27 protein-coding genes and 1 pseudogene are annotated in these 25654 nt (G+C 74.6%); 6 read left to right on the top strand and 22 right to left on the bottom strand.

The window, feature by feature from the left end:
• Positions 1-56 precede the first annotated feature (56 nt).
• The 8 genes from mftG to JKP75_RS17415 form a co-directional block, all read right to left on the bottom strand.
• Entirely contained in the window at positions 57-1550 is a 1494-nt protein-coding gene (gene mftG / locus JKP75_RS17385) for a mycofactocin system GMC family oxidoreductase MftG (RefSeq protein WP_200490039.1), read from the bottom strand.
• Positions 1551-1567: 17 nt separating this feature from the next.
• Positions 1568-2881 carry a class I adenylate-forming enzyme family protein gene (locus JKP75_RS17390; protein ID WP_200490038.1) on the bottom strand — a complete coding sequence of 438 codons (1314 nt, stop codon included), beginning with the start codon at positions 2879-2881 and terminating at the stop codon, positions 1568-1570.
• Entirely contained in the window at positions 2878-3225 is a 348-nt protein-coding gene (locus JKP75_RS24140; RefSeq protein ID WP_309229940.1) for a hypothetical protein, read from the bottom strand. The genes JKP75_RS17390 and JKP75_RS24140 overlap by 4 nt, the downstream gene beginning before the upstream one ends.
• Positions 3164-3748, bottom strand: a complete 585-nt coding sequence (locus tag JKP75_RS21870; RefSeq protein WP_309229941.1) for an MBL fold metallo-hydrolase — start codon at positions 3746-3748, stop codon at positions 3164-3166. Before JKP75_RS21870 ends, JKP75_RS24140 begins: the two co-directional genes overlap by 62 nt.
• A gap of 107 nt (positions 3749-3855) precedes the next feature.
• Positions 3856-5175, bottom strand: coding sequence for a peptidoglycan DD-metalloendopeptidase family protein (locus JKP75_RS17400; protein WP_200490037.1), 1320 nt, complete (start codon positions 5173-5175; stop codon positions 3856-3858).
• Between the two features lie 110 nt (positions 5176-5285).
• Entirely contained in the window at positions 5286-6107 is an 822-nt protein-coding gene (locus JKP75_RS17405) for an ATP-binding cassette domain-containing protein (protein WP_200493298.1), read from the bottom strand.
• Positions 6104-7162, bottom strand: coding sequence for an ABC transporter permease (locus JKP75_RS17410; protein WP_309229942.1), 1059 nt, complete (start codon positions 7160-7162; stop codon positions 6104-6106). Before JKP75_RS17410 ends, JKP75_RS17405 begins: the two co-directional genes overlap by 4 nt.
• Positions 7163-7185: 23 nt before the next feature.
• Positions 7186-8172 (bottom strand): sugar ABC transporter substrate-binding protein, encoded by a 987-nt coding sequence (locus JKP75_RS17415; protein ID WP_200490035.1) that lies wholly within the window; start codon positions 8170-8172, stop codon positions 7186-7188.
• Positions 8173-8325: 153 nt separating this feature from the next.
• Here JKP75_RS17415 and JKP75_RS23490 point away from each other — a divergent pair, with 153 nt between their 5' ends.
• A complete protein-coding gene (locus JKP75_RS23490; protein ID WP_200493299.1) occupies positions 8326-8970 on the top strand; it encodes a Glu/Leu/Phe/Val dehydrogenase dimerization domain-containing protein in 645 nt (214 codons plus the stop codon).
• A gap of 191 nt (positions 8971-9161) precedes the next feature.
• Entirely contained in the window at positions 9162-9452 is a 291-nt protein-coding gene (locus JKP75_RS17425; protein WP_200493384.1) for a DUF3073 domain-containing protein, read from the top strand.
• A gap of 149 nt (positions 9453-9601) precedes the next feature.
• On the opposite strand, the gene purM is transcribed toward JKP75_RS17425, so the two are convergent.
• Complete coding sequence (gene purM / locus JKP75_RS17430) at positions 9602-10669, bottom strand: phosphoribosylformylglycinamidine cyclo-ligase (protein ID WP_200490032.1); 1068 nt, start codon at positions 10667-10669, stop codon at positions 9602-9604.
• Entirely contained in the window at positions 10666-11337 is a 672-nt protein-coding gene (locus JKP75_RS21880; protein ID WP_309230020.1) for a phosphoribosyltransferase family protein, read from the bottom strand. Before JKP75_RS21880 ends, purM begins: the two co-directional genes overlap by 4 nt.
• A 95-nt stretch (positions 11338-11432) precedes the next feature.
• Here JKP75_RS21880 and JKP75_RS21885 point away from each other — a divergent pair, with 95 nt between their 5' ends.
• On the top strand, positions 11433-11627 hold the full coding sequence (locus JKP75_RS21885) for a hypothetical protein (protein WP_242473639.1): 195 nt from the start codon (positions 11433-11435) through the stop codon (positions 11625-11627).
• On the opposite strand, the pseudogene JKP75_RS24145 reads toward JKP75_RS21885, so the two are convergent.
• A pseudogene (locus JKP75_RS24145) lies at positions 11597-12265 on the bottom strand (amidophosphoribosyltransferase); the annotation flags it as partial. The gene JKP75_RS21885 and the pseudogene JKP75_RS24145 sit on opposite strands and share 31 nt — an antisense overlap.
• A gap of 104 nt (positions 12266-12369) precedes the next feature.
• Between JKP75_RS24145 and JKP75_RS17440 the strand changes: the two are divergent.
• On the top strand, positions 12370-13029 hold the full coding sequence (locus JKP75_RS17440) for a DUF5701 family protein (RefSeq protein WP_309229944.1): 660 nt from the start codon (positions 12370-12372) through the stop codon (positions 13027-13029).
• Positions 13030-13063: 34 nt separating this feature from the next.
• Here the strand turns inward: JKP75_RS17440 and JKP75_RS17445 are convergent, their stop codons facing one another.
• Both JKP75_RS17445 and JKP75_RS17450 read right to left on the bottom strand, forming a co-directional pair.
• Positions 13064-13672: an MBL fold metallo-hydrolase gene (locus tag JKP75_RS17445; protein ID WP_200490030.1), complete on the bottom strand. Its 609-nt coding sequence runs from the start codon at positions 13670-13672 to the stop codon at positions 13064-13066.
• Complete coding sequence (locus tag JKP75_RS17450) at positions 13669-14760, bottom strand: S-(hydroxymethyl)mycothiol dehydrogenase (RefSeq protein WP_200493304.1); 1092 nt, start codon at positions 14758-14760, stop codon at positions 13669-13671. Before JKP75_RS17450 ends, JKP75_RS17445 begins: the two co-directional genes overlap by 4 nt.
• 194 nt (positions 14761-14954) lie before the next feature.
• Here JKP75_RS17450 and JKP75_RS17455 point away from each other — a divergent pair, with 194 nt between their 5' ends.
• Positions 14955-16361 (top strand): OFA family MFS transporter, encoded by a 1407-nt coding sequence (locus tag JKP75_RS17455; protein WP_200490029.1) that lies wholly within the window; start codon positions 14955-14957, stop codon positions 16359-16361.
• Entirely contained in the window at positions 16358-16507 is a 150-nt protein-coding gene (locus tag JKP75_RS17460; RefSeq protein ID WP_200490028.1) for a hypothetical protein, read from the top strand. The genes JKP75_RS17455 and JKP75_RS17460 overlap by 4 nt, the downstream gene beginning before the upstream one ends.
• 54 nt (positions 16508-16561) lie before the next feature.
• Here JKP75_RS17460 and JKP75_RS17465 read toward each other — a convergent pair whose 3' ends face one another.
• The 9 genes from JKP75_RS17465 to purD form a co-directional block, all read right to left on the bottom strand.
• Positions 16562-17332 (bottom strand): acyl-CoA thioesterase domain-containing protein, encoded by a 771-nt coding sequence (locus JKP75_RS17465; RefSeq protein WP_200493309.1) that lies wholly within the window; start codon positions 17330-17332, stop codon positions 16562-16564.
• A 57-nt stretch (positions 17333-17389) separates the two neighbouring features.
• Entirely contained in the window at positions 17390-17779 is a 390-nt protein-coding gene (locus JKP75_RS17470) for a sterol carrier family protein (RefSeq protein ID WP_200490026.1), read from the bottom strand.
• A 12-nt stretch (positions 17780-17791) separates the two neighbouring features.
• Positions 17792-20077, bottom strand: a complete 2286-nt coding sequence (purL, locus tag JKP75_RS17475; protein ID WP_309229947.1) for a phosphoribosylformylglycinamidine synthase subunit PurL — start codon at positions 20075-20077, stop codon at positions 17792-17794.
• A gap of 5 nt (positions 20078-20082) precedes the next feature.
• Complete coding sequence (purQ, locus tag JKP75_RS17480; RefSeq protein ID WP_200490024.1) at positions 20083-20754, bottom strand: phosphoribosylformylglycinamidine synthase subunit PurQ; 672 nt, start codon at positions 20752-20754, stop codon at positions 20083-20085.
• 13 nt (positions 20755-20767) lie between these two features.
• A complete protein-coding gene (gene purS, locus JKP75_RS23495; RefSeq protein WP_200490023.1) occupies positions 20768-21007 on the bottom strand; it encodes a phosphoribosylformylglycinamidine synthase subunit PurS in 240 nt (79 codons plus the stop codon).
• 122 nt (positions 21008-21129) lie between these two features.
• Positions 21130-21957 carry a DUF559 domain-containing protein gene (locus JKP75_RS24150; RefSeq protein WP_200490022.1) on the bottom strand — a complete coding sequence of 276 codons (828 nt, stop codon included), beginning with the start codon at positions 21955-21957 and terminating at the stop codon, positions 21130-21132.
• A 193-nt stretch (positions 21958-22150) separates the two neighbouring features.
• On the bottom strand, positions 22151-23020 hold the full coding sequence (locus JKP75_RS17495; protein ID WP_309229948.1) for a phosphoribosylaminoimidazolesuccinocarboxamide synthase: 870 nt from the start codon (positions 23018-23020) through the stop codon (positions 22151-22153).
• On the bottom strand, positions 23017-24324 hold the full coding sequence (gene purB, locus JKP75_RS17500) for an adenylosuccinate lyase (protein ID WP_200490021.1): 1308 nt from the start codon (positions 24322-24324) through the stop codon (positions 23017-23019). Before purB ends, JKP75_RS17495 begins: the two co-directional genes overlap by 4 nt.
• A 49-nt stretch (positions 24325-24373) precedes the next feature.
• Complete coding sequence (purD, locus tag JKP75_RS17505; protein WP_200493311.1) at positions 24374-25645, bottom strand: phosphoribosylamine--glycine ligase; 1272 nt, start codon at positions 25643-25645, stop codon at positions 24374-24376.
• Positions 25646-25654 lie beyond the last annotated feature (9 nt).

The raw sequence follows: 25654 nt of genomic DNA on the forward strand, positions 1-25654 counted from the left end.
GGCGAGCGGTGACGGCGCTCACACTGCCCCACCGGCCCGGCGCCCCGCCCACCGGCTCAGCCCGAGGTCAGCAGCTCGGCGGCCCGCTCGCCGATCATGACCGCGGTGGCCGCCGTCCCCCGGCTGGGCACCGACGGGAGCACCGAGGTGTCGACGACGCGCAGCCCCGCGACACCGCGCACCCGCAGGTGCTCGTCGACGACGGCGCCCGCCTCGTCGTCGGGACCCATCGGCGCGGTGCCCGAGAGGTGCACCGCGGTGCCGACGCCGGCGGCGATCCAGGCGTCCAGGGCGGCGTCGTCGTCCAGCACCGCGTCGGGCACCGCCGCCGACGGCCCGAGCGTGCCCGCCACCGCGGCGGTGCGGAGCAGCGCGGCGGCGGTCCGGACCCCCTCGCGCAGGCCGCCGCGGTCGGCCTCCTCGGCGAGGTAGCGGTAGTCCAGGAGCGGCGGCCCCGCGGGATCCCGGGGATCGAGGGTCAGCCGGCCCCGGGCGACCGGGTGCTGGAGCCCGATCCCGAGCAGCGGCTCCGGGTCGGCGCCGAAGCGCCGCAGCCACGGCAGCACCTCGACCTCCCCGCCGGGCACCGGGGCGTGCAGGACGCCGTGCAGGGGCAGCGCGGGCTCGGTCAGGCCCGGGGCGGTCCGGTAGGGCAGGTAGACCAGCGGGTGGTCGCTGGAGGCGGCGCCCACGGGCAGGTCGGCCAGCACGTCGATGCCCAGGGCCGCGAGGTCGGCCGCGGGGCCGAGACCGGACACGAGGAGCAGGTGCGCCGAGCCGACGGCGCCCGCGCTGAGCACGACCTGGCCCGCCCGGACCGGCCCGCGGTCGGTCAGCACCCCCACCGCCCGCCCCCGCTCGACGAGGACCCGGCGGACGTCGACGCCCCCGCGCACGGCGAGGTACGGATGCGTGCGGCGCGGCTCGAGGTAGGCCATCGCGGCGTTGACCCGGACGCCGCCGTCGACGTTGAACGGGATCGGCCCGTAGCCGGTGCCGGCGCCGTCGTTCTTGTCAGCGACGACCGCGAAGCCGAGCTCGGCGGCGGCCGCGGCGAAGGCTGCGGCCGCGGGTCCGGCGGGCAGCCGGCGGACCGGCACCGGCCCGTCGGCCCCGTGCCCGGGCGCGCTGCCGAAGTCGGCGTCGGCCTCCGAGCGACGGAAGGCGGGCAGCACCGCCGCGTGCGACCACAGCGGGGTGCCGGCGGCGGCCCAGCCGTCGAGGTCGGCCGGGGTGGCACGCAGCCACACCGCCGCGTTGAGGGCGCTGGAGCCGCCGGCGATCCGGCCGCGGGGCACCCGCACCGCCCGGCCGGGCACCACCTGGCCCGGGAGGTCCCAGTTGAGCGGGTGGCCGCTCGCGGTGGCGGCCAGGCTGGCCGGGTCGCGGACCTCCGCGGGCCACTCGTCGGGCCCGCGGGGCACCGGGCCGGCCTCGAGCAGCAGCACCCGCTGCCCGGCATCGGCGAGCCGGGCGGCCAGCGCGCAGCCCGCCGTCCCCGCGCCGACGACGACGACGTCCGGCCCGCCCCCAGGGGCGGAAATGGCCATGTCTGCCCTACCGGGGGTCAGGCACCGTCGAGGCCCAGCACGCCGGGCAGGTCCAGCCGGCGCACCTTGCCCGTGGACGTGCGGGGCAGCTCGGGAACGGGGTGCAGCGCCTTGGGCCGCTTGGCGGCCGCCAGCCGCTCCCGCGCCCAGCCGGCCAGCTCGGCGGGGTCGGCGTCGCCGACGTAGGCGCCGACCACGCGCTGGCCCCAGTCCGGGTCCGGCACACCGAAGACCGCGCTCTCCACGACGCCGGGGTGCGCGTCGAGCACCGCCTCCACCTCGGCGGGGTAGACGTTCACCCCGCCGGAGATGACCAGGTCCTCGCGGCGGCCGTCGAGCCACACCACGCCGTCGTCGTCCACCCGGCCGAGGTCGCCGACGGTCACCCGGTCGCCGCGCCAGGCCGCCGCCGTCTTCTCCGGCGCGCGCCAGTACTCGAAGCGCGCCCAGCGGGGCACCGCGCACCACAGCTGGCCGCGCTCGTCGGTCTCCAGCCGCCGGCCGGGGCGGGCGCGCCCGACGCTGCCGGGGTGGGCCAGCCAGTCCTCGGGCGAGCAGACGGTGAACTGCGCCTCGGTCGAGCCGTAGAACTCCCACACGCTGCCCTCGGGGAGCGCCGCGAGCACTGCCCGCTTGAGCGGCTCGGGGCAGGGCGCGCCGGCGTGCACGAGCCGCCGGAAGGAGGTCCAGTCGACGTCGTCGCGCGCCAGCAGGCGCTGCAGGTGGGTCGGCACGCAGAACGTGGTGGTCGGCCGCAGCTCGGTGATCGTGCGGGCCGCGCGCTCGACGTCGAACGGGCCGGGCAGCAGCACCTCGCCGCCGGCGAGCAGCGTGTGGATCGCGAACCGCAGCGGCGCGCTGTGGTGCAGCGGCGAGAGCACCAGGTGCCGGTCGGCCGCGGCGAAGCCCCAGAGCTCGATCTCCTCGGCCGCGAGCGCCCGCGCGTCGTCGTCGGCGAGCACGCCGGACCACACGCCCTTGCGCCGGCCGGTGGTGCCCGACGTGTAGTGCATCGGCCGGGCCAGGGGCACGTCGGCGAGCTCGGCCTCGTCCGTCCCGCTCAGCAGCGCGGCCGGGTCGTCGCCGGCGTCGAGCGCCGGATCGGCGTCCTCGGCCAGGACGGCGCGCTCCGCGGCCGGCAGGCCGGGATCGAGGACGACGGGCACGATGCCGGTCCGCAGCGCCCCGAGGACGACGGCGAGCAGCGCCGGGGAGGCCGCCGCCGAGACGAGCAGCCGGTCGCCGCGGCGCACCCCGGCCGCCGCCAGCGCCGCGGCCGCGCGCCGCTGGTCCCGCTCGCTGTCCGCGCTGCGGATCACCGGCACCGTCATGCCGGGCGGACCGTGCCGTCGGCGGCCTGCTCGATCCGGCCCTCGGCGCGCAGCTTGTCCAGGGTCGCCCGCGTCGACTGCGCCGCGGCGAACCACACCTCGCGCGGCACCTCGGCGTAGATGGTCGCCACGAGCTCGTCGACGGTCGTCGCCCCGCCCTGCAGCGCGGCGACCACCTGCGCCTCGCGGTAGGCCCGGTGCGCCAGGTAGTAGTCCAGAACCGCGCCGGGGTCCTCGGTCAGCTCGGGGCCGTGCCCGCAGTACAGGGCGCTGGGCCCGAGGTCACGCACCGTGCGCAGCGACTCCAGGTAGGCGACGACGTCGCCCTCGGGGTGCGTGACCACCGAGGTGCCGCGGCCCAGCACGTGGTCGCCGACGAGGACGGCGCCGGACTCGACGCGGAACGCCAGGTGGTCCGAGCAGTGCCCGGGCGTGGGGACGACGTCCACCGTGGTGCCGGCCGAGCCGCAGCCGGTCGCCGCCGGTGAGCACCCGCCCCTCGGGGCCGGCGACGTCGCCGCTGCCGGCCATGACCTGGGCGCCGAACCGGGCGCCCCAGGGCAGCGCCGCCTCGGCGTGGTCGCCGTGGTGGTGGGTGACCAGCACGGCCGCGACGCGGGCGCCGCGGGCGGCCAGCGCCGCCTCCACCGCCGCGAGGTGCGCCGGGTCGTCGGGGCCCGGGTCGACCAGCACCGCCGCGCCGCTGCCCGGCGCGCCGACCACGTAGGTGTTGGTGCCGTCGAGCGTCATGCGGTCCGGGTTGGGCGCCAGCACGCGGGTGACCAGGGGTTCCAGGTCGGCGGTGATCGGCATCCCGCCGAACGCCGGGAGCTGCCAGCTGGTGCGCGGATCGACCGGAGCGTTCACGCGAGGCACGCTAGCCCCGCCGCCGCGTCCGCGTGCAGCCGCGTGCGGAGCACTGCGGCCCGCCGCCCATCCCCGGAGCGGCGGACCGCAGTCGTCCCCCACGGCGGTCAGCAGCCGCCGAGCTCGATGCCGCGGGCGCGCAGCCACGGGACCGGGTCGGCGTGCCCGCCGTACATGACGCCCCGCGGGTGCACCTCGAAGTGCAGGTGCGGCCCGGTGGACTCGCCCCGGTTGCCCACCTCGGCGATCTCCTCACCGGCCCGGACCCGGTCCCCGGCGCGCACGAAGTACTGGTTCACGTGGCCGTAGACGGTGACGTAGCCGTCGTCGCCCAGGATCCACACCGCGTAGCCGAAGCCGCTGGCGGTCCCGGCCCGCTGCACCACACCGGAGTGGGCCGCGTAGATGGGAGTGCCGATCGGGGCCGCGATGTCCACGCCACCGTGCAGCGCGCCCCAGCGGGTGCCGAAGCAGCTGGACACCCGGCCGGAGGTCGGCTTCACGTACGGGCCGGCGGACGACCCACCGCTGCCCGCGCTCGCGCCGCCGCCGCCGCGGCTGGGTGCGTTCCGGGCCGCGGCCGCCGCGGCGGCCGCCTCGGCCGCCGCGCGCTCGGCCGCCGCCCGCTGCGCGGCCTCCTCGGCCGCCTTCTGCTGCTGCCACTGCTGGTAGGCGTTGCGGGCGCCCTGCAGCTCGAGCAGCGCGATGTTCGCCGCGTCGAGCTGGGCCTGGTAGACGTCCTTCTGCGCCTCGATCTCGGCATAGGCGCCGCGCTGGACGGCGACCTGCGAGTCCGCCTGCGCCTTGGCCGCCGCCGCCGACTCCTCGGCCGCGGCCATCTCGTCGCGGGCGGCCCGGGCACCGGCCTCGGCCTCGGCCTGCGCGATGCGCGCGACCTCCATCTCCCCGAGGACGTCGACCTTGTTGGCGCCGACGTAGTCCAGCATCGCGGCCCGCTGGATCAGCTCGTCGGGGCCGGTGGCGCTCAGCAGCACCGCCGAGGTGCTCATCGACGCGCCCTGCATGTAGCTGTCCCGGGAGAACACCGCGATCCGCGCCTGCGCCGCGGCGACCGCGTCGGCGGCCACCTGCAGCTGCGCGGCTGCCTCGTCGGCCTTGCCCTGCGCGACCTGGAGGGCCTCGTTCGCCGCCTCGTAGGCGGTGCCGGCCGCCTCGGCCTGCACGCCGAGGCGCTCGAGCTCGGCCTCGGCGGTCGCGACCAGCCCGGCGATGCGGCCCACCTCGGCGGCGGCGGCGTCCTGCTGCGACCTGGCGGCGCCGATCTCGCCGTCGGTCGGGTTGGGCGGCGGCGGGGGGACGGCGAGGGCGGGCGTGGCGGTGACCACGAGCACCGTCCCCGCCGCGAGCGCCACCAGCGTGGCGCGGAGGCGCGCGGACGCCGGGTGCGGCGGACGGCGGTGGAACATGACTGGCTCCCGGGGAAGGGGAAAGGGCGACGTGCCCGAGGAGAGTCGCAGCGTCACCGCCAGTCACAAAGGCAACACGCGCACCATCTGACGCGCCGCGGGAAGTTCGGTCAGCGACCGTTCCGCAGCCGTCGGTATGTCGACTCGATCAGGTCGACGGGCGCTCGAGCATCGTGCGCCAGCTGGTCCAGCTCCGCCCCGCCGGCCATCAGCCGGGTCAGCTCCTCGCGGCTCACGTCGGCCTTGGCGAACTCGCCCAGGCTGCGCCCGCGGTTGAGCACGAGGAAGCGGTCCCCCACCGGGTGGGCGTGGTGCGGGTTGTGGGTGATCAGCACGACGCCCACGCCGCGGTCGCGCGCCTGGGCGACGTACCGCAGCACGACACCGGCCTGCTTGACGCCGAGGGCGGACGTCGGCTCGTCGAGGATCAGCACCCGCGCCCCGAAGTGCACCGCCCGGGCGATCGCCACCGACTGCCGCTCGCCGCCGGACAGCGTGCCGACCGGCTGGTCGGGGTCGCGGATGTCGATGCCCATCGCCGCCAGCTCGCGACGGGTGGTCTCCTTCGCCCGCGCGGCGTCGAACCGCCGGAACGGGCCCCACCCGCGGGTGGGCTCGGCGCCGAGGAAGAAGTTCCGCCAGATCGCCATCAGCGGGATCATCGCCAGGTCCTGGTAGACCGTCGCGATCCCGGCGTCCAGCGCCTCGCGCGGCGACCCGAACGCCGTCGGCTGCCCGTCCAGCAGCAGCTGCCCGCGGTCCGCCCGGTGCACGCCCGACAGGATCTTGATCAGCGTGGACTTGCCGGCGCCGTTGTCGCCCAGCACACAGGTGACCTCGCCGGCGCGCACCGTGGTGCTGATGCCGTCCAGGGCGATGACCGAGCCGTAGTCCTTGCCGACGTCGCGGAGTTCCAGCAGGGGGGCGGTCATCTGCGCGCCGCCTCGGCGTACCGCCGGACCAGCCGGTTGGCCAGCACCGCGAGCAGCAACATGGCCCCCAGGAAGAAGTAGAACCAGTCGGCGTTCCAGCGCAGGTACGGGATGCCCAGCTGGGTCATGCCGAAGATCAGCGCCCCGAGCGAGGCGCCGATGGCCGAGCCGAAGCCGCCGGTGAGTAGGCAGCCGCCGATGACCGCGGCGACGATGTAGATCAGCTCCTGGCCGGTGCCGGTGTTGGCCTGCACCGAGGTGAGCCGCACGGCCAGCGTCGTCCCGACGAACCAGGCCGCCGTCGCCGTCGTCATGAACAGCGTGATCGTCGTGCGCCGGGCCGGGACGCCGACGTTGCGCGCGGCGACCTCGTCGCCGCCGGTGGCGAACACCCAGTTGCCGAAGCGGGTGCGCAGCAGGACCCAGCTGGCCAGGGCGGTGAACAGCAGCCACCACAGCACGGCGACGCGGACCTCGGCGCCGAAGATCGTCATGCGCGAGGCGAAGACCCACTCGGCGCTCCCGTACCCGGGGGCCGCGGCGAGCCCGCTGGCGGTGACCGTGCCGGTGAGGAACTTCGTCAGGCCCAGGTTCAGGCCCTGGAGCATGAGGAAGGTGCCCAGCGTGATGATGAAGCTGGGCAGGCCGGTGCGGGTGACCAGCCAGCCGTTGAAGAAGCCCAGCAGCAGGGCGACGACGAGCGAGACGCCGATCGCCACCCAGATGTTCTGCTCGAACTCGACGGCGACGATCGCGACGGTGAGCGCCGTCGTCCCGGTCATGACGCCGGCCGAGAGGTCGAAGTGCCCGCCGATCATCAGCAGGGCGACCGCCACCGCCATGATGCCCAGCGTCGAGGCCGGGTCGAGCCAGTTGGCGATGCCGCGGGCCGAGCGGAAGACCTCGGACTGGACGGCGAAGAACGCGAACACCGCGACAGCGCCGACCAGCGCGCCGAGCTCGGGCTTGACCAGCAGCCGGCGCAGCGGGCCGACGGCGCTCAGCCGCTCGTCGGCCCGCCGCGTCGACGGCTCGCCCGCGTCCCCGGTGCCCACCGGGAGCGGTGCTCCCGCGGTGCTCAGCGCGTGCCGGCCGAGGCCAGGTCGGCGATCTCGTCGACGTTCGTGGCGTCGACGATCCCGGGACCGGTGAGCACCGGCTGACCGCCGCCGACGGTGTTGAGGTTCTCGGCGTAGAGCTTGAGCATCACGATCGGCAGGTAGCCCTGTTCGAACTGCTGCTGGTCGACGGCGAAGGCGATCGAGCCGTCCTGGATGCCGGTGATGACGTCCTGGTTGAGGTCGAAGGTGGCGATGCTGGCGTCGGAACCGGCGTCCTGCGCCGACTCGACGGCCACCGCGGCGACGGCGGAGTTCAGCGCCAGCACCGCGTCGATCGTGGGGTCGCTCTGCAGCTGCGAGGTGATCGTCGACTGCGCGCCGGTGAGGTCGTTGATGTCCACCTGCAGCGGGGTGACCGTGGCGCCCAGGCCGGTGGCCGCACCGGCGCAGCGCTGCTCGTGGCCGATGTTGCCCGCCTCGTGGATGACGCACAGCACGTTGCGCGCGCCGTCGGCGGCGAGCTCGCGGCCGGCGCCCTCGCCGGCGATCGTCTCGTCCTGGCCGACGTGGCCGATGGCGCCGAACTCGGCCGAGCGGTCCCCGCCCGAGTTGATGGTGACCACCGGGATGCCGGCGGAGACCGCGGCCTCGACCGACTCCTGGAGGGCGTCCGGGTTGGCCATCGAGACCACGATGCCGTCGACGCCCTGGTTCACGGCGGCGTCGATGAGCTGCGCCTGGCGCTGCGGGTCGCCGTCGCTCTGGTAGTCGACGTCCACGCCGAGGTCCTCGCCCGCGGCCTCGGCGCCGTTCTGCACGACGTCCCAGAAGGCGTCACCGGCCGAGCCGTGCGTGACCACGGTGATGGTGAGGTCGCCGTCCCCGCCCCCGCCGCCGGCGTCCGCGGACCCGCCGCCCCCGTTGTCGCCGCCGTCCGTCGTGCACGACGCGAGCAGCAGCGGTGCGGCCAGCGCGAACGCGAGCAGTCGCCTGGGTGCGGGCATGGGAGTCCTCCTGTGTGCCACGGTGCGGCTCGGGGGCGCAGCGCTGACCTCCGCCGGGTGTCCAACGGGACATGATGCCTGCCCGTACGCCGCCGGTGCTGCCCGGCCGGTGCGACGCCCCGGGGCCGGGTGCAGGGGTTCTACCCTCGCGCCGTGGACATTCTGGGCTCCGGCCACGAGCAGGTCGTCTTCTGCAGCGACCGGGAGTCCGGCCTGCGGGCCGTCATCGCGATCCACTCGACCGCGCTGGGCCCCGCGCTGGGCGGCACCCGCTTCTACCCGTACGCGAGCGAGGACGACGCCGTCGCCGACGCGCTGCGGCTGTCGCGGGCCATGTCCTACAAGAACAGCCTGGCGGGCCTGGACCTCGGCGGCGGCAAGGCGGTGATCATCGGCAATCCCCGGACGGACAAGAGCGAGGCGCTGCTGCGCGCCTACGGCCGCCGGTACCTCACCGCCGGACGTCGCGTTTCGACGTCGACCCGGTTCGCCCTCGGCGGCCGGTACCTCACCGCCTGCGACGTCGGCACGTTCAACGCCGACCTCGACGTCGTGGCTGGTCGACCTGCTGGTGGCCGACGGCGCCGGTTCGCCCGACCCGGCGGCGGTCCGGTCGCTGGCCGGTGCGGGTGGTCGCCGACACCGCCGCGCTCATCGGCACGCCGCACGACGTCTACGCGCCGTGCGCGCTGGGCGGGGCGCTGGACGCCGCGACCGTGGCCACGGCGTCTTCTGGCCCGCGGATCGCCGACGACCTGGTCGCCCGCGGCATCCTCTACGCCCCTGACTACCTGGTGAACGCCGGCGGCGTCATCCAGGTCGAGGACGAGCCCGGGCGCGGGCCGCCGGCATCTTCGACGTCGCCGCCCGGGTGTTCCGCACCGCCGACGCCGACGGCGTCTCCCCCGCCGTGGCGGCCGACCGGCTGGTGGCCGACGGCGCCGAGCTCGTGGTCACCGACGTTCGACGGTCCGGCGGATCCGGTCGTAATGTTGGCCCAGGGTCAGCCGGGGTCGCCACCGCCCGGGCTGGACGCCCGCCCGCGGTGTCGAGGTGGTCGCCGAGCGAAGGCCAAGCAGACACGCGTGGCCCGTGAGCTCAAGTACAGCTCACCGAACACCGACCTCACCGCTCTCCAGCGGGAGTTGGCCGGTTCTGGTTCGTCGTCCACCTACACCGCGCCCAGCGCGGCGGCGGACGACGACGACGAGGACGACGACGAGTACGCCGACCGCTGGGCGGACGACGACTCGGGCGACGACTGGGCAGCCACCCGCTGACGCGGCGACGCTGACCCGACCGTCCGGCACGGGGCACCGTCTCACCCCCGGGTGAGGCGGTGCCTTCGCGCGCGCCGCCGTCCAGGGGACTTTCGGTACCGAAAGTCCCCCGCCTGACCGGACTTTCGGTACAGAAAGTCCCCGGGGGCTCAGCGGTAGGTGCCCACCAGGCGCGCGGCCGGGGCGCTCTCGTCGGCCCGCTCCTGCAGGCTGCCGGCCACCCACGCCGGCACACCCGCTGCGGTGAGCCGGGCGACGACGTCGTCGGCGATCTCGGGGGCGACGGCGGCGACCATGCCGACGCCGCAGTTGAAGGCGCGCTCGGACTCGGTGCGCGGGACGCCGTGCTCCTCCATCAGCCGCACCGCGGCGGGCAGCGCCCAGGTGCCCCGGTCGAGCACCGCCTCCAGGCCGTCGGGCACGACGCGGGCGGTGTTGCCCGCCAGCCCGCCGCCGGTGATGTGCGCGTAGGCGTGCACGTTCTCGACGCCGTGCGCGGCGACCAGGGCGAGGCAGTCGAGGGCGTAGATGCGGGTCGGCTCGAGCAGCTCCTCGCCCAGCGGGCGGGCCAGCCCGGCGGGGGTGGCGTGCAGGTCCAGCCCGGCGGCGCTCACCACGCGGCGGACCAGCGAGTAGCCGTTGGAGTGGAAGCCCGACGAGGCCATGGCGACGACGGCGTCACCGGCGCGGACCCGCTCCGGCCCGAGGACGGCGTCGGCCTCGACCACGCCCACCGCGGTGGCGGCGAGGTCGTACTCGTCGGCGTCCATCAGGTCGCCGTGCTCGGCGGTCTCCCCGCCGACCAGCGCGGCGCCGGCCAGCGTGCAGCCGGCCGCGATGCCGGTGACGATCGCGGCGATCCGCTCGGGGACGACCTTGCCGCAGGCCACGTAGTCCTGGAGGAACAGCGGCTCGGCGCCGCAGGCGACCAGGTCGTCGACGACCATGGCGACCAGGTCGATGCCCACGGTGTCGTGCCGGTCCAGCTGGCGGGCGAGGGCGATCTTCGTGCCGACGCCGTCGGTGGAGGACGCCAGCAGGGGCCTGCGGTACTTCGCGGTGTCCAGCGCGAACAGCCCGGCGAAGCCGCCCAGGCCGCCGACCACCTCGGGCCGGTTCGTGCGGGCGACCGCGGACTTCATCAGCGTGACCGCGCGCTCGCCGGCGTCGATGTCGACGCCGGACGCGGCGTAGGTGAACTCCTCGGCTGAGCTCACGGCCGCAGCAGAGCGTCCTCGGCGCCGCCCGGCACCGTCGCGCTGCCGGCCTGCTGCCCCGTCCAGCCGGTCAGCGCGCGGTTCTCCAGGCCCTCGAGCACGTGCTTGCCCAGCACCTCGGGCTGCTCCAGCGGGATCGGGTACTTCCCGGTGAAGCAGGCGGTGCACAGCCGGTTCGCGGGCTGCTCGGTGGCGGCGATGAGGCCCTGCTCGGAGACGTAGCCCAGCGAGTCGGCGTTGATCGAGGCGCGCACGCCGTCGAGGTCCAAACCGTTGGCGACCAGCTCGGCGGGGCTGGCGAAGTCGATGCCGTAGAAGCACGGCCACTTGACCGGCGGCGAGGCGATGCGGACGTGCACCTCGACCGCGCCGGCCTCGCGCAGCATGCGGACCAGCGCCCGCTGGGTGTTGCCGCGGACGATCGAGTCGTCCACGACGACCAGCCGCTTGCCGCGGATGACGTCGCGCAGCGGGTTGAGCTTCAGCCGGATGCCCAGCTGCCGGATCGTCTGGGACGGCTGGATGAAGGTGCGCCCGACGTAGGAGTTCTTGACCAGCCCGAGGCCGTAGGGGATGCCCGAGGCCTGCGCGTAGCCGACGGCGGCCGGCGTCCCCGACTCCGGGACGGGGATGACCAGGTCGGCCTCGACCGGGTGCTCCTTGGCCAGCCGGCGGCCTGATCTCGACGCGGGCGGCGTGCACGCCGCGGCCGGAGATCGTGGTGTCCGGGCGCGCCAGGTAGACGTACTCGAAGACGCAGCCCTTGGGCTGGGCCGGCGCGAAGTGCTGGCTGCGCAGCCCGTTCTCGTCGATCGCGATGAGCTCGCCGGGCTCGACCTCGCGGACCACCGAGGCGCCCACGATGTCCAGCGCCGCGGTCTCGCTGGCGACCACCCAGCCGCGCTCGAGCCGGCCCAGCACCAGCGGGCGGACGCCCTGCGGGTCGCGGGCGGCGTAGAGCGTGTCCTCGTCCATGAAGGTGAGGCTGAAGGCGCCGCGCAGCTGGGGCAGCACCTCCATCGCGGCGGCCTCGACCGAGAGGTCGGGCCGGGCGGCGATGAGCGCGGTGACCAGGTCGGAGTCGTTCGTGGCGACGAACGCCCCGGGCACACCGGCGTCGGCCGCCTTGACGGCGAGCTCGGCGGTGTTCACCAGGTTGCCGTTGTGGCACAGCGCCAGGCCGGTGCCGGCCTCGGTGGTGCGGAACGTCGGCTGGGCGTTCTCCCAGGTGGAGGCGCCGGTCGTCGAGTACCGGGTGTGGCCGACCGCCTGGTGGCCGCGCAGGCTGCCCAGGGTGGCCTCGTCGAAGACCTGGCTGACCAGCCCGAGGTCCTTATAGACGACGACGGACGTGCCGTCGGACACCGCGATGCCGGCCGCCTCCTGACCGCGGTGCTGGAGGGCGTACAGGCCGAAATAGGTCAGCTTCGCGACCTCTTCACCCGGCGCCCAGACGCCGAAGACGCCGCAGGCGTCCTGGGGTCCGGGAGAGTGGGGGTCGAGGTCGTGCGTGAGCCGTCCATCACCGCGAGGCACGGGGTCCACCGTACCGGCGCGCGCGCCGATGCCCAGCCCGGGAGCAGTGCAACCAGTCACCCTCCGGCGTGTTCGGCCAGCTCATCGCCCGCGTCGCAGGCCGGGAACCCGTCGCGGGATGTGCGCGTTGACCGGAGTCCGCAGTCGCCGTCCGGAGGTCTGCCGTGCCCGCCGCCGCCCCTGTCTCTCCCGTCGCCCGGACCCTGCCCTCCCCCGCTCACCAGGCCGAGCGGCTGGTCGCCCTCGGCGTGCACGAGCGCGCCGGGCTGCCCGCCGCCGCGCTGCAGGACGCCGCCCGCGCCGCCGACGACGGCGCGCTGCTCGTCGTCTCGCCCGCGCTGGCGCCGGCCTCGGCCCTGGCCCCGCTGCTCGAGCGGGACGGCAAGCCGGGGTTCGTCGTCGAGGACATGACCGACGTCGACGCCTTCGCGCCGATCCCCGGCGTCGTCGTCCCGGACGGGCCGGTCTACGCCGTGACCGGGCTCGACCGCGGGGACGCGCTGGCCAACCGCAGCCCCGACGAGGCGCTGCCCGTGCTCCTCGACGCCGGGCGCACGCCGCTCACGCTGGGCGAGGGCATCGCCTGGCTGCTCCAGTGCCCGGACGTGCTGGAGCCGAACAACTGCTTCATGACGATCGGCTCCCGGATGCGGCGGCCCAGCGGGCGGCCGGACTCCCGGACGCCGGCGCTGTGGATCAGCGGCGGCACCGGCCGGGACGGGCGGGCCCGCCGCGGGGCGCCGAAGGTGGGCTGGTGCTGGGCGGGCAACCGGCACACCTGGCTCGGCTTCGCCTCCGCCGCCACGCGGACGCCCCTCCCCTAGGGGCAGACATGGCTATGTCTGCCCCTCGGGGAGGTCAGCCGATGGTGCGGAGCTCCGCGGCGATGGTGGTGTCGTCGCCGTGGCCGGTCCTGACCACCGTGTCGCCGTGCAGGCTGAACAGCTGCGAGCGGATGGAGTCCAGGATCGTCGGGTGGTCGCTGAACGAGCGGCCCGTGGCGCCCGGCCCGCCGCAGAACAGCGTGTCGCCGGTGAACACCGTGGCCAGGTCCGGAGCGTGCAGGCAGGTGCTGCCCGGCGAGTGACCCGGCGTGTGCAGGGCGGTCAGCGTCGTCTCGGCGACGGTGAACCGGGTGCCGGCGACCAGCTCCCGGTCGGGGGCCGTGTCGGCGTGGGTCATGTCCCAGAGCATCCGGTCGGCCGGGTTGAACCAGATCTCCGCGCCCGTGGCCTCGCGGAGCGCGGGCGCGGCGGTGATGTGGTCGTTGTGCCCGTGGGTCAGCACGATCGCGGTGACCCGGCGGCCCGCGATCGCCTCGACGATCGGGGCGGCGTCGTGCGGGGCGTCGATCACCAGCACCTCGGCGTCGTCCCCGACCAGCCAGACGTTGTTGTCGACGTCGAAGTCCTGGCCGTCGAGGCTGAAGACGCCGCTGACGACGACCTTCTCGATCCGCGCGGTCACTTGCCGAACACCACGACGCTGCGCAGGACCTCGCCCTTGTGCATCTTCTCGAACGCCTCCTCGACGTCCTCCAGCCCGATCGTCTCCGAGACGAAGGCGTCGAGGTCGAAGCGGCCCTGCAGGTAGAGGTCGACCAGCATCGGGAAGTCGCGGCTGGGGAGGCAGTCGCCGTACCAGGAGGACTTGATCGCCCCACCCCGGCCGAAGATCTCGATCGCCGGGAGCGTGATCTCCATGTCCGGCGTGGGGACGCCGACCATCACGACCCGTCCGGCCAGGTCGCGGGCGTAGAAGGCCTGCTCGAAGACGGCGGGGTGGCCGACCGCGTCGATCGCGACGTCGACCCCGAACCCGCCGGTGAGGGCCTTGATCGCCTCGACCGCGTCGGTCTCCTTGGAGTTGACCGTGTGGGTGGCGCCGAACGTCGTCGCCCACTCGAGCTTGGTGTCGGAGATGTCGACGGCGATGATCGTCGTCGCCCCGGCCAGCTTGGCGCCGGCGATCGCGGCGTCACCGACGCCGCCGCAGCCGAAGACGGCCACGCTCTCGCCGCGCTGCACCGCGCCGGTGTTGATCGCCGCACCGACGCCGGCCATGACGCCGCAGCCGAGCAGGCCCGCGGCCTCCGGCTTCGCGGCCGGGTCGACCTTCGTGCACTGCCCGGAGTGGACCAGGGTCTTCTCGGCGAAGGCGCCGATGCCCAGTGCCGGGGAGAGCTCGGTGCCGTCGGCCAGCGTCATCTTCTGCGCGGCGTTGTGGGTGGCGAAGCAGTACTTCGGCTCGCCCTTGAGGCAGGCGCGGCACTGCCCGCAGACCGCGCGCCAATTGAGGACGACGTAGTCGCCGACGGCCACGTTCGTGACGCCCTCGCCGACCGCGGCGACCGTGCCGGCCGCCTCGTGACCGAGCAGGAACGGGTAGTCGTCGTTGATGCCGCCCTCGCGATAGTGCAGGTCGGTGTGGCAGACCCCGCACGCCTGGATGTCGACGACGGCCTCGCCCGGGCCCGGGTCGGGGACCAGGATCGTCTCGATCGTGACCGGTGCACCCTTGCTGCGGGCGACGACGCCCTTCACCTCGTAACCCATGCCCCGAGCCTAGGCCGGGGGCCCGCCCACCACCGGCCGGGTCGGCGGTCACGCCGGCGTCACGATCGCGGCTTGAACGGGCGGGGCTCCCGCAGCCGTCGTACGTTCCCCCCGGCTGTGGCACACACGACAGGGCGCGGCCGGGTCGCGTCCGACCGGACGCGCCGCGTCCCACGCCCCCGGAGGTCCCGTCCGTGGCCGTTCCCAGTTTCCTGGCCCGCGAGCGCATCGTCGCCGGCCCGGGCTTCAACCGGTGGCTGATCCCGCCGGCCGCCCTCGCCGTGCACCTGTGCATCGGCCAGGCGTACGCCACCAGCGTCTACAAGACCGCCCTCGTCGAGCACTTCGACGCCAGCCTCACCTCGATCGGGATCATCTTCTCGATCGCGATCGTCATGCTCGGCCTGTCCGCGGCGGTCTTCGGCACCTGGGTGGACCGCAACGGCCCCCGGGCCGCGATGTTCACCTCCGCGGTGTTCTGGGTGTCCGGCTTCCTCGTCGGTGCGCTCGGCATCTACACCGAGCAGCTGTGGCTGCTGTACTTCGGCTACGGCTTCCTGGGCGGCATCGGCCTGGGCATCGGCTACATCTCGCCGGTCTCCACGCTGATCAAGTGGTTCCCCGACCGCCCGGGCCTGGCCACCGGCATGGCGATCATGGGCTTCGGCGGTGGCGCGCTGGTCGCCTCGCCGCTGTCCCGCCAGCTGATGAACTTCTACGACGCCGACTACGACGGCACGGCCGGCACGGTCCCGGACGGCACCTCGGTGGCGCTGCTCTTCCTCACCCTCGCCGCGGTCTACGCCGTCTTCATGCTCTTCGGGGCGCTGATCGTGCGGGTGCCGGCCGAGGGCTGGAAGCCCGCGGGCTTCGACCCGTCCACGGTGAAGCAGAAGGCGCTGGTCACCACCGAGAGCGTCTCGGCGAACAACGCGATCAAGACGCCGCAGTTCTGGCTGCTGTGGGTGGTGCTGTTCTGCAACGTGACCGCCGGCATCGGCATCCTCGAGCAGGCCAGCCCGATGATCCAGGACTTCTTCCGCGACGGGGAGACCTCCGCCGTCACGGTGACCGCCGCGGCCGGTTTCGTCGGGCTGCTCTCGCTGTTCAACATGGGCGGCCGGTTCGCCTGGTCGACGACGTCGGACTACATCGGCCGCAAGCCGATCTACATGATCTACCTGGGCGTCGGCATCGTCCTGTACCTCGTGCTGGCCACCTTGGGCAGCAGCGCGACCTGGATCTTCGTGATCACCGCCGCGATCATCATCTCGTTCTACGGCGGCGGCTTCGCCACGATCCCGGCCTACCTCCGCGACCTGTTCGGCACCTTCCAGGTCGGCGCCATCCACGGCCGGCTGCTGACCGCGTGGTCGGCCGCCGGCATCGCCGGGCCGCTGATCATCAACGGCGTGCTCGACATGGCCGAGGGCGAGCCGGGTGAGCTCGTGGCCGGCGACTACCGTCCGGCGCTGTTCATCATGGTCGGCCTGCTGGCGGTCGGCTTCGTCGCGAACCTGCTGGTCAAGCCGGTGGCCGCGAAGTTCCACGAGCCGAAGTCCGAGACCACCCCGACCCCGGAAGCGAGCGCCGTCCGATGAGCTCCGCCACCTCGACCCCCGACCGGCGACAGCCGACCCGCACGCCGGCCGGGCTGATCGCCCTGGCGTGGACCCTCGTCGGCGTCCCGCTGGCCTACGGGCTGTACCAGACCGTCAAGACCGCGGCCGACCTGTTCGGCGGCTGATCCCCCTCGTCCGGCTCCGGCGCCCTCGCCCGCATCCCGCGGGCGGGGGCGTCGCTACGAGCGCTGGCGGGCCTGGATCCGCGGGTCGGGCAGCGTCCCGGCGACGCAGTGCCCGATGAGCCCGTCCTGGTCGTACATCCAGGTCGTGCCGAACGCGACGCCCTCGTGCCCGAGGTGGCCGGCGCTCTCCATCCCGATCCACTCGCCGCGCGGGTCGCGGGCCAGGTACATCGTGACGTCGGTGTTGATGAACGCCAGCCCGTCGGGGCCGGAGTTCGACAGCGGGTTGGTGAAGTCGGCCATCAGGGCGGCGCGCACCAGCGGGGTGAGCTCCTCCCCCTCGACGAACGCGGCGGTCTCGCGCATCCACACCCGGCCGGGCCCGGCCGAACCCCACGGGTTGATCCGGCGGATCTCCCACGACATCGGCCCGGTCGGCCCGCCCTCGATCTGCTCCGGCGACGGCACGTCCCACGGGGTCGGTGCGTACGGCTCGGAGTCGGGGTGCTCGGAGCGGCGCAGCAGCACAGCCGACCCGCGCAGCACCTCGAGGTCACCGGCCAGCACGCTGACGTCGACGGCGCGCAGCCGCCGGCCGTCGCGGCCGCGCCGGGTCTCCACCCGCAGCGGCACCATCGGCACCGCCCGGACCATGTCCACCGTCATCCGGGAGAGCTGGAACTCCGGGTCCGGGCTGTCCCGCTGGACACCCCAGCCGATGAGCCCGCCCATGTGGTGGCCGTTGAGCATCTCGTCCGACCACGGGCTGGCCGCCGTCGGCGACGGCACCAGCAACTCCCCGTCGGGCGTGAACGACGCCTGCATGACACCTCCGTGCGCGGCGGCCCGTCCGCCCGGGGGTCGAGCATGCCCGACGCTCCGTCAGGGGCGGCTCAGGGGGCGCAGCGGCAGCAGCCCGGAGAGGTCGGCGCGGTTGCCGCTGGCGGTCACCGCACCCTCGGCGACCGCCTCGGCCCACGTCGTCATCCCGCTGGCCAGCCGCAGCCACGTGGCGGCATCGGTCTCGATCACGTTCGGCGGCGTCCCCCGGGTGTGCCGCGGCCCCTCGATGCACTGGACGGCGACGTGCGGCGGCACCCGCACCTCCACAGAGCGGCCCGGCACCTGCTGCGCCAGCCAGCGCGCGCTGGTCTTCACCGCCGCGCCCACGACCGCGCGCGGCGGTCGCTCCGCCTCCCCGGCCAGCCACGCGCGCACCGGGTCGACGGCGGCCCGCAGCTCGTCGGCCGGGATCGGGGCTGCACCAGCCATGAGCAGCCGGCCCTAGCTGGTCGGGACGGTGCCCGCCGGGACGGTGAGCGCCGTGCCGTGCTCCGGGCCGCCGAACAACGCCGGCAGGGTGGCGCTCCACGCGGCGCGCAGCTCGGCCAGCGGCAGCTCGAGCACGCCGTCGACGACCAGCGACCCGCCGCCCGTCGTCCCCAGTTCGGTGACGGGGACGCCCGCCGCGCGGGCGATGTTGCGCACCCGATCGGGCTCGGTGGTGGTGACGACGACACGCGCCGCGGACTCGCTGAACAGCGCGGTGAACGCATCGCCGTGCAGCGCGAGCCGGGCGCCGACGCCGTAGCGCAGCGCGGACTCGGTGAGCGCCTGCGCCAGCCCGCCGTCGGCGAGGTCGTGCGCGGAGCCGGCCAGCCCGTCGCGGCCGAGCGCGGCCAGCAGCTCGGCCAGGGCGCGTTCGGCGGCGAGGTCGACCGCCGGGGGCTGCCCGCCGAGGTGGCCGTGGACGACGCCCGCCCAGGCGGAACCGCCGAACTCGGGCCTCGTCTCGCCGAGCAGGAGGACCGTCTCGCCGGCGGTGCGCCAGCCGCTGGGGATGCGGGCGCGGACGTCCTCGTGCACACCGAGCACGCCGATGACCGGGGTCGGGTTGATCGCGACGTCGCCGGTCTGGTTGTAGAGGCTCACGTTGCCGCCGGTGACCGGCAGGCCGAGCGCGCGGCAGCCGTCGGCCAGGCCGCGCACGGCCTCGGCGAACTGCCACATGACCTCGGGGTTCTCCGGCGAGCCGAAGTTGAGGCAGTTGGTGACCGCCAGCGGCGTCGCGCCGGTGGCGGCGACGTTGCGGTAGGCCTCGGCGAGGTTGAGCTGCGCGCCGGTGTAGGGGTCGAGGCGGGCGAACCGGGCGTTGCCGTCCAGCGACAGGGCGATGCCGCGGTGCGAGTCCTCGTCGATCCGGATGACGCCGGCGTCCTCGGGCTGCGCGAGCACCGTGTTGCCGCGGACGTAGCGGTCGTACTGCTCGGTGACCCAGCTCTTGTCCGCGCCGTCCGGGCTGCTGACGACGGCCAGCCAGTGCGCCTGGATCTCGGCCGGCGTGCCGGGGCGCGGGAGCTTCCCGGCGTCGTCGGCCCGGAGGGCGTCGAGGTCGGCCGGGCGCTGCATCGGGCGCTCGTAGACCGGCCCCTCGTGGGCGACGGTCCGCGGCGGGACGTCGACGATCCGCTCGCCGTGCCAGTCGACGGTGAGCCGGTCGCCGTCGGTGACCTCACCGATGACGGCGGCGCGGACGTCCCACTTGCGGCAGACGGCCAGGAACTGCTCGACCTTGCCCGGCTCGACGATCGCGCACATGCGCTCCTGCGACTCGCTCATCAGGATCTCGGCGGGCGTCAGGGTGCTGTCGCGCAGCGGGACGGTCTCGAGGTCGACGTGCATGCCGCCGGTGCCGGCGCTGGCCAGTTCGCTCGTGGCGCAGGACAGGCCGGCGCCGCCGAGGTCCTGGATGCCGGTGACGAGGTCCTGGGCGAACAGCTCCAGGCAGGCCTCGATGAGCAGCTTCTCGGTGAACGGGTCGCCGACCTGCACCGCCGGCGCGCGCTTGGCCGGGCCTTCGGCGTCGAACGTCTCGCTGGCGAGCACGCTGACCCCGCCGATGCCGTCGCCCCCGGTGCGGGCGCCGAACAGGATCACCTTGTTGCCGACGCCCTCGGCCTTGGCCAGGTGCACGTCGTCGTGCTTCATGACGCCGACGCACAGCGCGTTGACCAGGGGGTTCCCGGTGTAGCACTCGTCGAAGAGCAGCTCGCCGCCGATGTTGGGCAGGCCCAGGCAGTTCCCGTAGCCGCCCACCCCGGCGACGACGCCGGGTAGCACCCGGGCGGTGTCGGGGGCGTCGGCCCGGCCGAAGCGCAGCGAGTCCATGACCGCGATCGGGCGGGCGCCCATGGTGAGGATGTCGCGGACGATGCCACCGACCCCGGTCGCCGCGCCCTGGTAGGGCTCGACGTAGCTGGGGTGGTTGTGGCTCTCCACCTTGAAGGTGACCGCGTAGCCCTCGCCCACGTCGACCACGCCGGCGTTCTCGCCGATGCCGACGAGCAGGGCGTCGCTCTTCGGGAGGTCGCCGAACTGCCGCAGGTGCACCTTGGAGCTCTTGTAGGAGCAGTGCTCGCTCCACATGACGCTGTACATCGCCAGCTCGGCCGTCGTCGGGCGGCGGCCGAGGATCTCCCTGATGCGGGCGTACTCGTCGGCCTTGAGACCGAGCTCGGCCCAGGGCTGCTCGTCGTCCGGGTGCTGGGCGGCGTTCTGGACGGTGTCCACGCTGGTCACGCTGCGACGACCGCCTTCAGGATGCTGGTGAAGAAGCCGAGCCCGTCGGTGCTCGGGCCGGTGAGGTCCTCGACCGCGTGCTCCGGGTGCGGCATGAGGCCCACGACCCGGCCGTTCTCGCTGGTCACGCCCGCGATGTCGCGGCTGGAGCCGTTCGGGTTGCCGCCGACGTAGCGGAACACGACGCGGCCCTCCCCCTCGAGGCGGTCCAGGTCGGCCTCGGAGCCCACGTAGCGGCCCTCGCCGTTCTTGACCGGGACGAGGATCTCCTGGCCGTCGGCGTAGTCGCCGGTCCAGGCGGTGTCGGCGCGCTCGACGCGGAGCAGCTGGTCGCGGTTGCGGAAGTGCAGGTGGCTGTTGCGGGTCAGCGCCCCGGGCAGCAGCCCCGCCTCGCAGAGCACCTGGAAGCCGTTGCAGATGCCGAGCACCGGCAGGCCCCCCTTCGCGGCGGCGACGACGTCCTGCATGAGCGGCGAGCGGGCGGCGATGGCCCCGGCCCGCAGGTAGTCGCCGTACGAGAAGCCCCCGGGGAGGACGACGGCGTCGACGTCCTTGAGGTCGTGCTCGCCGTGCCAGAGGGAGACCGGGTCCCCACCGGCCAGTCGCACCGCGCGGGCGGCGTCGACGTCGTCCAGGGAGCCCGGGAAGGTGATGACACCGATGCGCACGGCGGGGTCTCTCTCAGTCGGTGGTGAGGTGCAGTTCGACGTCCTCGATGACCGGGTTGGCCAGCAGCGTCTCGGCGATCTGCCGCAGCTCGGCCTCGTCGGGCGTCCCGTCGACCTCGAGCACGAAGTGCTTGCCCTGGCGGACGCTGCGCACGCTGTCGTGGCCGAGGCGGCCCAGCGCACCCAGGACCGCCTGCCCCTGGGGGTCGGAGATCTCCGGCTTGAGCACGACGTCGACGACCACCCGGGACACGCCGACGAGCCTACCGGGGCCGCCGCCCCCGCCCCGGTGACCCTCGTCTCGCCCACCCCTGCCGCCCACATCGGCGATGTGGGGCCCACCGGTCCTCCATGAGCGCCAGATCGCCGATCTCGTCAGGCCCGCAGCGCCCGCCGGATCTCCGCGAGCACGTCGTCCGGGCGTCCGAGCACGTCCGCGGACGTGAAGCGGAGGACCGTCCAGCCGGCCGCGACGAGCCGGTTCTGCCGCCGCAGGTCGCGCACGAAGACGTCGCGCTCCCGGTGCACGTCGCCATCGAACTCCACGATCACCCGGCTCTCCGGCCATGCCAGGTCGGCGCGGGCGAGGAAGGCCCGGGCTGGGTCGCGGACGTCGTACTGGACGTCCGGAGCCGGCAGTCCCGCGTGCAGGACCAGCCAGCGGACGACCGACTCCATCGGCGACTCGGCCCGGGCGTCCCCGAGCGGCAGCACGGCCCTCGCTCGGGCACACCCACGACCGGTGGGGCGACGAGCCAGCTGCTCACCGAGCTCCGCGCGGCTCGCCAAGCCGTTCAGCACCTGATCGGTGGCTGCGAGCAGGGCCTGCGGTTCGAGGATGGCGGCCAGGTCCCGCCACGTCCTGGCCGGGGACGTCACGGGCAGCGACGCCCGCCGGAGGACGTCGTCCCCCGCCACGTCCGACCGGTACAGGCGACGGTCCACCCTGCTCTCCGCGCGGGACGTCCCGGGTATCGAGAGGTGGATGCGCTCGTCCGACCGGTCGCGGAGAGGGATCTGCAACCCCCAGAGGTCCGCCGCGGACAGGTGGCTGACGACGGCACCCGGCGGGGCGGTCAGCAGCACCGCAGCGAGGCGGCTGACCAGCTGCCCGCTCAGCGCCCTCGGGAGGTAGGTGTCCCGGGACAGCCGCACGACCTGCGGGTGCCTCAGCTCCTCGACGCTGAGACCCGCCTCGAGCACGGCACCCCTCGTCGTCGGGCCGGTGATCCGCGACCGCGGCCTTCGCTTCGGCATCCCGGCAGCATCGACGATCCAGCGCCGCCGCCCGGGCGTCGTCCACAGCCACCCGCCCACATCGGCGATGTGGGCGCATAGCGGCGTTCTTGAGCCCCACATCGCCGATGTGGGCGTCACTGAGCGGGGAGGCGTGGAGTCAGAAGGGGGTGCCGGTGAGGCGTTCGTAGGCGGCGACGTAGCGCTCGCGGGTGGCGGCAACGACGTCGGCGGGCAGCTCGGGCGGCTCGGAGACGCGGTCCCAGCCGGACGACGTCAGCCAGTCGCGGACGAACTGCTTGTCGTAGGAGGGCTGCACCGATCCCGGCGCCCACGACGAGGCCGGCCAGAAGCGGGACGAGTCCGGGGTGAGCACCTCGTCGCCCAGCACCAGCTGCCCGCCGGAGAGCCCGAACTCGAACTTGGTGTCGGCCAGCACGATCCCGGCGTCGCGGGCGATCTCCGCGCCCCGCCGGTACAGCGCCAGGGTCAGCTCGCGCAGCTCCTCGGCCCGCTCGGCCCCGACCAGCGCGACCACCCGCGGGAAGTCGATCGGCTCGTCGTGCTCGCCGATCTCCGCCTTGGTGGACGGCGTGAACACCGGCGCGGGCAGCTGCGAGCCCTCGACCAGCCCGGCCGGGAGGACGACGTCGCGGATCGAGCCGGTCCGCCGGTACTCGGCCGTGCCTCCGCCGGAGAGGTAACCGCGGGCCACGCACTCGACCGGCAGCATCTCCAGCCGGCGCACGAGCATCGCGCGGCCGGCGACGGCGTCCGGCACGTCGGTCGCCGACACCAGGTGGTGGGTCGCGCCGAAGGAGTCCAGCACCGGCGCGAGCTGCTCGAACCACCACACCGACAGCCGGGTCAGCACGACCCCTTTGTCCGGGATCGGCGTCGGCAGCACCCAGTCGTAGGCGGAGATGCGGTCCGACGCCACCAGCAGCAGCCGGTCGTCGCCGGCGTCGTAGACCTCCCGCACCTTTCCGCGGGCGACCAGGGGGAGGTCCACGGCCGGGCCCGGGCTCACGACAGCGCCGCGAGCCGGTCGAACAGCGGGCCGAGGTTGGCCACGTACCGCTCGGGGCGGCAGATCTCGTCCAGCCGCGCCTCGTCCAGCGCGACACCGGAGGCGGCCGCGCGCTCGCGCAGGGTCGAGCGGAACGGGGTGCCGCTGTTCCACGTCTCCATCGCCGCGGTCTGCACCAGCGCGTAGGCGTCCTCGCGGGAGAGCCCGCCCTCCACCAGCTCCAGCAGCACCGACGAGGTGTAGATCAGCCCGCCGGTGGACTCCAGGTTGGCCCGCATCCGGTCGGCGTCGACGACGAGGTTCTCGACCAGGCCGGTGGTGAGGTGCAGCAGGTAGTCGGTGGTGATCGCGGCGTCGGGCAGGAACACGCGCTCGGTGGAGGAGTGCGAGATGTCCCGCTCGTGCCAGAGCGGGATGCCCTCCATGACCGGCACGATCGCCGCCCGCACGACCCGCGCCAGCCCGGCGATGCGCTCCGAGCGGATCGGGTTCTTCTTGTGCGGCATCGCGCTCGAGCCCTTCTGGCCCGACCCGAACGCCTCCGACAGCTCGCGCACCTCGGTGCGCTGACCGTGCCGGACCTCCAGGGCGACGGTCTCGCACACGGTGGCGAGCACGGCCAGCGCCGAGACCCACTCCGAGATCGAGTCGCGCAGCACGACCTGCGTCGAGGCGTCGGCGGGCCGCAGGCCCAGGGCCTCGGCCACGGTGACCTCGACGGAGGGGTCGATGAGCGAGTAGGTGCCGACGGCGCCGGAGATGGCGACGACGCCGACGCGCTCGCGCGCCGCCTTCAGCCGGTCGCGGGAGCGGGCGGCGGCGAAGGCGAGGTCGGCGACGCGGTGGCCCCAGACGACGGGCTCGGCGTGCACGCCGTGGGTGCGGCCCACGCGGATCGTCGAGCGGTGCGCCAGGCCGTGGTCGCGCAGCGCGGCGACCAGCCGGTCGGCCTTGGCCAGCAGGACGTCGGTGGCGTCGGTGAGCTGGACGGCCAGCGCGGTGTCCAGCAGGTCCGACGACGTCATGCCGTGGTGCACGTAGGCGGCGGCCGAGCGCGGCTCGGTGTTGTCGGCCCAGGCGGTGAGGAAGGCGATGACGTCGTGCTGCGTCGTCTCCTCGATCTCCGCGACCCGCTCCGGGGTCGGCGGGGGCGCGTTCCGCACCGGCTCGACGACGTCGGCGGGCACCCGGCCGGCGGCGGCGTGCGCCTCGAGGACGAGCGTCTCGACGCGGCACCACAGCTCGTACTTGTGCTGGTCGCTCCAGACCTCCCCCATCTCGGGGAGCGTGTACCGCTCGATCACCGGGACCACCTCGTCGCCATCAGCACGGGACCAGTCTCCCGCAGGCCGGTCAGGGCAGGACGATCCGCCCCTCGACGGCGCCCAGCGCGATGTCGGTGCGCCAGTGCGCGCCGGTCAGCCGGACGCCGGCGACCCGCTCGTAGGCGGTCTGCCGCGCGGCGGCGAGGTCCTCGCCCACGGCGGTCACCGCGAGCACCCGGCCCCCCGCCGAGACCACGGTGCCGTCGTCGGCCAGCGCCGTCCCGGCGTGCAGCACGCCCTCGCCGTCGGCGCCGGTGATCGGGTCGCCGGTGCGCGGCGCCTCGGGATAGCCGGAGGCCGCGACCACCACGGTCACCGCGGCACCGGGCCGCCACTCCAGCGGCGGGTGGTCGGCCAGCGTGCCGGTGGCCGCGGCGTGCAGCAGCCCGGCGAGCGGGGTGGCCAGCAGCGGGAGCACGACCTCGGTCTCCGGGTCGCCGAAGCGGGCGTTGAACTCGACCACCCGCACGCCGCGGGAAGTCAGCGCCAGCCCGGCGTAGAGCAGGCCGCTGAACGGCTCCCCGCGGCGGGCCATCTCGTCGACGGTCGGCTGCAGCACGGTGGCCAGCACCTCCTCGACCAGCCCGGCCGGCGCCCAGGGCAGCGGTGCGTAGGCGCCCATCCCGCCGGTGTTGGGGCCGCCGTCGCCGTCGTCGCGCCGCTTGAAGTCCTGGGCCGGCACCAGCGGCAGCACCGTCGTCCCGTCGGTGACGGCGAACAGCGAGACCTCGGGGCCGTCCAGGAACTCCTCGACCAGCACCGCTCCCCCGGCGTCGAGGACGGCGCGCCCGTGGGCGACGGCGGCGTCGCGGTCCGGTGTCACCAGCACGCCCTTGCCGGCGGCCAGGCCGTCGTCCTTGACCACGTAGGGCGCGCCGCCGGTGAGCGCGGCGACCTCGTCGAGCGCCGTCTCCAGCTCGGCCGGCCCACCGACCGGCCAGGCCTGCGCGGTCGGCACACCCGCGGCGGTCATCACGTGCTTGGCGAAGGACTTGCTGCCCTCCAGCTGGGCGGCCTGCTCCGACGGGCCGAAGCAGGCGATGCCGGCGTCGCGGACGGCGTCGGCCGCCCCGGCCACCAGCGGCACCTCCGGCCCGACGACGACGAGATCGGCGCTCCAGGAGCGGGCCAGCGCCGCGATCGCGTCGGGGTCGCGCACGTCCAGCGGGAACGGCTCCGCCAGCGCCCGGGTGCCGGCGTTCCCCGGCGCGCAGGCCAGGGCCTCGACGGCGGGGTCGGAGGTCAGAGCCACGCACAGGGCGTGCTCCCGGGCACCGGAGCCGATCACGAGCACGCGCACGGGGCGAAC

It is taken from the genome of Blastococcus sp. TML/M2B (genome assembly GCF_016612865.1).
GTDB lineage: Bacteria > Actinomycetota > Actinomycetes > Mycobacteriales > Geodermatophilaceae > Blastococcus.

Bases quoted from the DNA above. Each gene is read 5' to 3' on its own strand.
- mftG (WP_200490039.1), bottom strand. From the start codon at position 1,550: ATGGCCATTTCCGCCCCTGGGGGCGGGCCGGACGTCGTCGTCGTCGGC.
- JKP75_RS17390 (WP_200490038.1), bottom strand. From the start codon at position 2,881: ATGACGGTGCCGGTGATCCGCAGCGCGGACAGCGAGCGGGACCAGCGG.
- JKP75_RS17400 (WP_200490037.1), bottom strand. From the start codon at position 5,175: ATGTTCCACCGCCGTCCGCCGCACCCGGCGTCCGCGCGCCTCCGCGCC.
- JKP75_RS17405 (WP_200493298.1), bottom strand. From the start codon at position 6,107: ATGACCGCCCCCCTGCTGGAACTCCGCGACGTCGGCAAGGACTACGGC.
- JKP75_RS17415 (WP_200490035.1), bottom strand. From the start codon at position 8,172: ATGCCCGCACCCAGGCGACTGCTCGCGTTCGCGCTGGCCGCACCGCTG.
- JKP75_RS17425 (WP_200493384.1), top strand. From the start codon at position 9,162: ATGTTGGCCCAGGGTCAGCCGGGGTCGCCACCGCCCGGGCTGGACGCC.
- JKP75_RS17450 (WP_200493304.1), bottom strand. From the start codon at position 14,760: ATGGGTTACGAGGTGAAGGGCGTCGTCGCCCGCAGCAAGGGTGCACCG.
- JKP75_RS17460 (WP_200490028.1), top strand. From the start codon at position 16,358: ATGAGCTCCGCCACCTCGACCCCCGACCGGCGACAGCCGACCCGCACG.
- JKP75_RS17465 (WP_200493309.1), bottom strand. From the start codon at position 17,332: ATGCAGGCGTCGTTCACGCCCGACGGGGAGTTGCTGGTGCCGTCGCCG.
- JKP75_RS17470 (WP_200490026.1), bottom strand. From the start codon at position 17,779: ATGGCTGGTGCAGCCCCGATCCCGGCCGACGAGCTGCGGGCCGCCGTC.